The 6,896-nt window shown below is 38.6% G+C and carries 7 protein-coding genes and 2 pseudogenes; 6 read left to right on the top strand and 3 right to left on the bottom strand.

The annotated features are described in order from the left end of the window. The 4 genes and pseudogenes from B4Q04_RS23030 to B4Q04_RS22220 all read left to right on the top strand — a co-directional run. Nucleotides 1–123, top strand: a pseudogene (locus tag B4Q04_RS23030) (IS5 family transposase); the annotation flags it as partial. 117 nt (nt 124–240) lie between these two features. Next, the gene (locus B4Q04_RS22230; RefSeq protein ID WP_088698175.1) at nt 241–519 is read left to right on the top strand and encodes a hypothetical protein; all 279 of its coding nucleotides are present in this window, start codon (nt 241–243) and stop codon (nt 517–519) included. Nucleotides 520–702: 183 nt separating this feature from the next. Continuing rightward, nucleotides 703–1,212, top strand: coding sequence for a DinB family protein (locus B4Q04_RS22225; RefSeq protein ID WP_088698174.1), 510 nt, complete (start codon nt 703–705; stop codon nt 1,210–1,212). Nucleotides 1,213–1,264: 52 nt separating this feature from the next. Further along, nucleotides 1,265–1,681, top strand: coding sequence for an SRPBCC domain-containing protein (locus B4Q04_RS22220; RefSeq protein ID WP_088698173.1), 417 nt, complete (start codon nt 1,265–1,267; stop codon nt 1,679–1,681). A 64-nt stretch (nt 1,682–1,745) separates the two neighbouring features. Here B4Q04_RS22220 and B4Q04_RS22215 read toward each other — a convergent pair whose 3' ends face one another. Both B4Q04_RS22215 and B4Q04_RS22210 read right to left on the bottom strand, forming a co-directional pair. Beyond that, nucleotides 1,746–2,081, bottom strand: a complete 336-nt coding sequence (locus tag B4Q04_RS22215) for a single-stranded DNA-binding protein (RefSeq protein WP_088698172.1) — start codon at nt 2,079–2,081, stop codon at nt 1,746–1,748. Between the two features lie 564 nt (nt 2,082–2,645). Then, entirely contained in the window at nt 2,646–3,062 is a 417-nt protein-coding gene (locus B4Q04_RS22210) for a hypothetical protein (protein WP_088698171.1), read from the bottom strand. Nucleotides 3,063–3,623: 561 nt separating this feature from the next. Between B4Q04_RS22210 and B4Q04_RS22205 the strand changes: the two genes are divergently transcribed. After that, complete coding sequence (locus tag B4Q04_RS22205) at nt 3,624–5,186, top strand: Fic family protein (RefSeq protein ID WP_088698170.1); 1,563 nt, start codon at nt 3,624–3,626, stop codon at nt 5,184–5,186. Nucleotides 5,187–5,277: 91 nt separating this feature from the next. Next, nucleotides 5,278–6,771, top strand: coding sequence for a TOTE conflict system archaeo-eukaryotic primase domain-containing protein (locus B4Q04_RS22200; RefSeq protein WP_088698169.1), 1,494 nt, complete (start codon nt 5,278–5,280; stop codon nt 6,769–6,771). 2 nt (nt 6,772–6,773) lie between these two features. Here the strand turns inward: B4Q04_RS22200 and B4Q04_RS23025 are convergent. Continuing rightward, nucleotides 6,774–6,896 (bottom strand): annotated as a pseudogene (locus tag B4Q04_RS23025) (IS5 family transposase); the annotation flags it as partial.

Raw genomic sequence — 6,896 nt, 5'->3', positions numbered from 1 at the left:
ATCGACAGTTTCAGGTCACTGCTCAACAGGTTCGATACCTCCGTTGAGAGTTGGAAAGGGTTCAACTACCTATCATTCATCGTAATCGCCCTGAAAAAAATCAAACTAAAAAAGTTTAAATGAGTTCAATATTTAAATTAACATCTAATGGCTGAAAGAAAGAACAACGAACCGCTAACAATTAAAAACAGTATAAAACATTAGTTATCTCCAAGCTGAAAAACAAACTGAATTCAAAAAATGAATAGCAACAAAATCACCATTTTAGAATTTCCAACGAATTTGGGATTAAAGAAAACCGATTTTGAATCAGAACCTGGTGTGAACAAACTTCCAGTATGGCTGAAAAAACACGGTTTTCACGAACAGGTAAATGCAGAACGGATTTTGAGCGTTGAACCGCCCGAATACTCAATGGAATTTGACAAAGAATCGGGAGTAAGAAATACGGATAAAATTATCGATTATGCAATCGAACAATCCAATTTAGTATCCGAGCTATTAAAGGCGTTAAAATAACTGCGAATAAAAACAAGGAACGCCTAAAGCTGTTAAGCATTTCGAATGACAGTTTTTTTAAATTTGAAGTATGTGCTTCAAATCAAGTTCAGAGGTAAAATCGGCACCTCCTCCAAGGCAGAACTTTAGCAGGCTTTGTTAAATGAATTGCAAAAACTGTCAGAATATACTTAGAATTAAATAATGATAAGCGAAGACATTAAAAACATAATAAATGTTTGGATAAAAGATGTAGAACAATACAGCTTTGAGCAAATATGCGCTAAACCTTCACAAAATAGTTGGTCACTAGGGCAAGTTTGCATTCATCTAATAGAGTCAACGAATTATTTTCTTGAACAGATTACCATTTGCCTTTCTAATAATGAAAATGCAACGGAAGAAATGACAGAAAGTGCTAAAACTATGTTTTTCATTAATGAATTCCCTAATGATTTAATTGAAGGCCCTCCTTCTAATAATAACACCTGTCAACCAAATAGCAAAGAAGAAATTTTGAGTTCACTTACCAAAATAAAAGAGACAATTATGTATTGCGAAACCCAAATTTCAATTAGTAATTTCTATGGTAAAACAAAGCATCCAGGTTTAAATTATTTTAATGCTATTGAATGGTTACAGTTTATTGAAATGCATTTTCGCCACCATTTAAGACAGAGGGATAGGATAAGGTCTATTTTAAAACTAAACTGACCACATCCCATTTTGTAAAATATCAATTAAGAATTTATATAATATAAAGAATATGAAAAACCCATTAGAGTCAGAAACTTTTATTAATGCTCCAATTGAAATAGTATGGGACTTATGGACAAACCCAAAGCATATAGCTAAATGGAACAACATGTCGGACGAATGGCATACACCAATAACTGAAAATGACTTAAGGGTTGGTGGAAGGCTGTTTTTGAGAATGGAAATGAAGGATAGTAGTGATGGATTTGATTATACATGTATCTACGATGATGTAGTAGTAAATAAAAAAATTAGCCATACTACATCTGACAATAGAAAAACTGAAATATTATTTTTGGTAATAGAAGACGGTGTAAGGTTAACTGAAACATTTGAACCGGAAAGTAAAACACCCTTGGACATTCAAAAAGATTTTTGCCAATCAATCTTAGACAATTTCAAGGCGTACGTTGAAAAAACTATTTAGGCAGCAAAAAACATTGAACTGTTAAAGTAATTGAAAACTGGTTTTAGTGCCCTCTTTACTTTTTTTACTTGTTGCCCATTAATTGGATTTCATCGGCTACCACTTCGGTAACATAGCGTTGGTTGCCATCGTCCATAGTGTAGGTGCGTGTCTTTAACTTGCTCACGATGCCGATTTCTTTGCCTTTATGCACAAACTTTTCAATAATGTCGGCAACCTTGCCCCAAGCAACAACGGTATGCCAATTGGTATCGGTCTGTTTTTCACCATTTCCATTTTTGTAGTTTTCGTTGGTCTCCAATGACAAGCGGGCAACTTTCTTTCCATTTTCAAGGTTCGTAATGGTCGGTTCCTGCCCAACGTTTCCGATCAACTGTACATGATTTTTAATACTGCTCATAACTAAATATTTAAAAGATTAATAATTCCCTTTTCCATTCAATCGTGATTAAATTTTAAGGGGTGTTTGTTTGATTTCTTGCGTGCATGGCACCAATGGATAAAGTGGGTTTTGTCAAGACTTTCGGGGAACAAATCAGGAGTATTTGCGACGTAGCAAAACCCTTGGGTTTTCAAGGAAGTAGAAACCTTATTTTTCACTGAAACTTGCTATGGTCTTGACAAGTTCCATAAGAGTATTAGCAATTCTTTTAAAGCCGTTCGTGATTTGAGCGTACCGGCAGTTAAGCGAAATGAGCAATCGGGTTTAATCTAGAATTGGTTATACTGTGCCCGTTTTTCGACGCCCTGAAAAACGGTAAATGCTTTATCCATTATAAACCCCTTAAAATGTACAGGACGAGCTAGGTTTTTAGGGATTATCGAGAAAAGGCCCAAGTAGGCTTTGCCGATAATCCTGTTAAGAAAACCGAAGCTTTGGCTTTCCGATTAAAACCTGTTGGTATGAATAAAAGGAAAAGCCCACTCTTTCGAGCAGGCTTTCACATTTAATGAACTTTTAAGGTTAAAGCTCGAATTGTACAATCTCCTGTTCAATTTCCGCCTTGCGCTGTTCCAAAGTGGACTGTAAGTGCGTAGTGACCAACTTTATCAGATTGGAGTTGGTGGTCTTGAACTCCAAGTGTCTGGAATCCCTAATGTGGAACGAACTCGAACCATCTTGGTTGTAATTGAACTTGGTCAGCTCGTTCAAAGTTTCCGTTAACCGTTCACGTTGATTGGCCAGTCCTCGAAGTTTTTCAAACTTCTGGATACGGTCATCCAAGTTGATAACGGGCTTTTCTACCGTTACTTTCGTTACTTTCTTCTCCGGTACTACCGTTTTTCCGATAGCTTCTTCGGTCAGTTTTTTTTGAACTTCTTTTTTAACGGTTGCAGTCTGTCTTTTTGCTACTCCGTTCGACTTTGTTTTTGTTTCCATGAAAATGAAATTTTAGATTAAACAATATTTGAGGACAACACAAACGGAAGACAAAATTTTGGAGCGGAAAGGAAACGGAATAAATAGCAGAGGAAAAGAAGTGGCTTTATGCCGTCCCTTTTCCGAGAAATATTTTGCGACGTTTATTTTTCGGGAATATTGTATGAATACTATCTATTGCCATACTTTTTCCTGGGCACATTCTTTTAAATGGTTTAAAAATGTTCTAATACACAAACTATTGGTTTGTAAATGGAGAAATAAATAAACCGCCGTCAAAATGATTTGTAACAAATACTTGCTGGATATGTTACAAAACAGGACTGTTCAAATGATGTAAAGTATCGAGAGTAAAATAAAAATCACAAGATAAAATAGAGGGACATATTGACAAAGTCGGGCCATTATGTTGTGTGCTTCTAAAATGTACCAACATACATTTACTAATTTTACCACGGTTATATTTACTAATTTTAGTACATTTGGTTTTACTAATATTAACACGATTAAAAAAACTAATTTTAGCCCAAAAGCAAAGATTAAAAAAATAAATTCAACAAGATGGCAACCCCCAGAGAACGATTCGCAGAAGCCCTTACCTTTTTGAAAGGGTTACAGGACCAGGGTATAGTAGGAATCCATACCGATGATATCCCTAATGTAAAACACCGTCAATTGCTTGTCAAAAATGGTTTTTTACGGGAAGTCTCCAAAGGATGGTATATTGCCACGGACCCCAATGAGAAAGATGGTGAGACCACAGCGTGGTATAGTTCATATTGGGAATTTATAGCACGGTTTCTTAACCGAAAATATGGAGACGATTGGTCGCTTTCGGCAGACCAATCCTTGTTGCTCCATGCCGGGAACCGGTCGGTGCCGCAGCAATTGCTTATAAGATCGCCCAAGGGCAATAACAAACCCACCCCTTTACCCCATAACACCTCCCTGTTCAATTTGAAGACCGATATCCCTCCCTCGGAACAGACCGTCATAGAAGAAGGCATCCGCATGTATAATTTACAGGCCTCCCTGATTTATGCAGGGGCAAAAGTATATACAAGTAATGCCATTGATGCCCGTACCACGTTGTCGTTGATACGGGATGCTTCGGAATTACTGCCCATACTCTTGGAAAATGGACATACCACATTGGCCGGTCGATTGGCCGGGGCTTTTCGTAACATTCAACGTGACAGAATAGCCGACCAGATTATGGAAACCTTCAAACAGGCCGATTATGACATCCGGGAGGAAGACCCCTTTGATGCCAAATTGGAATTAAAATTGTCGGCAAGGGAACGTTCTCCCTATGCCAACCGCATACGCTTGATATGGCAACAGATGCGTGAAGCGGTAATGGCCAATTTCCCGAAAGCCCCTGGCATACAGACCGACCACGAATCCTATATGAAGGACGTGGACGATATATACATAACGGATGCCTACCATTCGCTGTCCATTGAACGCTATCGGGTGACCCCTGAGTTGATCCAAAAAGTGAGTTCTGGCGAATGGGACACCGAGGAAAACGAAGGGGACAGGAAACAACGGGATGCGATGGCCGCCCGGGGTTATTATCAGGCTTTCCAATCCGTAAAGCAGAGCATCAAAGCCATCTTGGAAGGTGCAAATTCAGGAACACAGGTCGATAAAGACCATGCCGCATGGTACAGGCAACTGTTCGACCCAAGTGTGGTGGCAGGCCTGTTGAGGGCTTCCGACCTTTCAGGCTATCGGAATAACCAGGTGTACATCGGTAATTCCAAGCATGTTCCCCTAAATGTGGATGCCATGCGCGATGCCATGCCCATCCTGTTTGAACTGTTGGAGGAAGAGCCCGAGGCTTCGATACGTGCCGTGCTGGGCCATTTTGTCTTTGTTTTTATCCACCCATATATGGATGGCAACGGTCGTATAGGCAGATTCCTGATGAACGTCATGCTGGCCTCCGGGGGCTATCCGTGGACCATAATCCCCGTAGAAAAGCGGGACGAATATATGCAGGCATTGGAAGAAGCCAGTGTAATGCAGGATATCGGGCCGTTTGCAAAATTCTTGGGAGATTTGGTCGGTGATAGAATGAAAGGTAAAAATGCAGTGGAACTGCCGAACAAAAAATAGCCACATGATATTATTTGAAATCATTTGGTTAAAGTTACCCTATAGAAAGCATAAAACGCTCCCGTCGATGTCCTAATTACAAAACACTGGAATGAAACTCCAAGAACAAATACAGCTCTTTAAACTCTTGTTCAAAGGACGAGACGATATATTTGCCTTGCGATGGGAAAAGGGTAATAAAAGTGGCTACATGCCTGCATATCATTACGACCCCTATATGTACCGCCTACACAAACAGAAAGGAGGAACATTCAGTAATTATAAAGACAAGACCTATTTAAAATTAGATGACCATCAATTATCAAAACACATAAAAGGCGAGCAATTTATTGGTGTTTATCCACTTTTAAAGGATAACACCTCTTGTTTTATCGTGGCCGATTTTGACAAGAAAGACTGGGAAGAACAATCCGTCAAAGCCATAGGTGTTTGTAAGGAAAATGGAATTCCTGCTTATTTGGAACGTTCGCGTTCCGGAAATGGCGGACATGTATGGGTGTTTTTTGAACAACCATACCCAGCTACAAAAAGCAGAAAGATTATATTGAAGCTTTTTGAGCAAGCGGGTATTTTTTCGGTATTTGATAAGAACACAAGCTTTGATAGGTTGTTTCCAAATCAGGATTATTTATCGGGAAAAGGGTTTGGAAACTTGATTGCCCTTCCACTTCAGGGAACAGCTTTTCAATATGGAAATTCCTGTTTTATCGATATCGAAACATTTTCACCTATCCAAAATCAATGGCAATTTTTAAAAGCCATCAAAAAAGTTTCGACCATTCATTTGGATAAGGTTTTACAAGCATTATCCAATCAAAAAGAAGAAGCAAGAGTTCTTTTCAAAAACAGCATTTCCAGTCCTGGAATATTGCATATTATCTTGAAGAGCAGTGTTATAATCAATCGAAATGGGGTAACCCCACCAATAGTCGATTTTCTAAAAGAACATTTGAATTTTTTCAATGCCGATTATGCGATTAAAAAAAATACCGGAAGAAGCACTTGGAAAACGGAGCGGTATTTCAAACTTATCGATGAAACCGAGAACACCATTGAAATTCCGAGAGGGTTTATAGGAAACTTGGTTCGGTTTTGTAAGCAACAACATCTTGATTATGAATTTATAGATGAAAGAAAACAGTTGAATAAAGTTGGGTTTTCATCTACAATTCAATTGCTAAAACATCAATTCGATCCAGTAGAAACAGCGACAAAAAAAGATTTCGGAATCATTGTAGCCCCTCCGGGTTCGGGAAAAACAATTATTGGGTTAAAAATTATCGAGCATAAGCAGCAACCTGCATTAATCCTTACCCATAGAAAACAGATTGCCGACCAATGGGCGGATAGAATTGAAACATTCTTCGGTATTCCCAAAAGGGAAATTGGCAAAATAGGCCAAGGAAAGATGAAAATTGGTAAGCAGATAACAGTGGCATTGATTCAAACTTTGGCAAAGAAACTATCCAATGAAAATGATATGGGAAAATTGGCATCTGCTTTTGGCACCATTATCATTGATGAATGCCATCATATTCCAGCTAAATCCTTTCGGGAGGTTGTCCATATACTTTCTCCTTATTGAACTCATTTAAACTTTTTTAGTTTGATTTTTTTCAGGGCGATTACGATGAATGATAGGTAGTTGAACCCTTTCCAACTCTCAACGGAGGTATCGAACCTGTTGAGCAGTGACCTGAAACTGTCGAT

Origin of the sequence: Zobellia sp. OII3, assembly GCF_002211465.1 — a bacterium.
In the GTDB taxonomy this organism is placed as follows: domain Bacteria; phylum Bacteroidota; class Bacteroidia; order Flavobacteriales; family Flavobacteriaceae; genus Zobellia; species Zobellia galactanivorans.
This window is presented reverse-complemented; position numbering and strand designations above follow the sequence as displayed.

Excerpts from the sequence above, each read along its gene's own strand:
- B4Q04_RS22210 (WP_088698171.1), bottom strand. The coding sequence starts at position 3,062 with ATGGAAACAAAAACAAAGTCGAACGGAGTAGCAAAAAGACAGACTGCA.
- B4Q04_RS22215 (WP_088698172.1), bottom strand. The coding sequence starts at position 2,081 with ATGAGCAGTATTAAAAATCATGTACAGTTGATCGGAAACGTTGGGCAG.
- B4Q04_RS22200 (WP_088698169.1), top strand. The coding sequence starts at position 5,278 with ATGAAACTCCAAGAACAAATACAGCTCTTTAAACTCTTGTTCAAAGGA.
- B4Q04_RS22230 (WP_088698175.1), top strand. The coding sequence starts at position 241 with ATGAATAGCAACAAAATCACCATTTTAGAATTTCCAACGAATTTGGGA.
- B4Q04_RS22220 (WP_088698173.1), top strand. The coding sequence starts at position 1,265 with ATGAAAAACCCATTAGAGTCAGAAACTTTTATTAATGCTCCAATTGAA.
- B4Q04_RS22225 (WP_088698174.1), top strand. The coding sequence starts at position 703 with ATGATAAGCGAAGACATTAAAAACATAATAAATGTTTGGATAAAAGAT.
- B4Q04_RS22205 (WP_088698170.1), top strand. The coding sequence starts at position 3,624 with ATGGCAACCCCCAGAGAACGATTCGCAGAAGCCCTTACCTTTTTGAAA.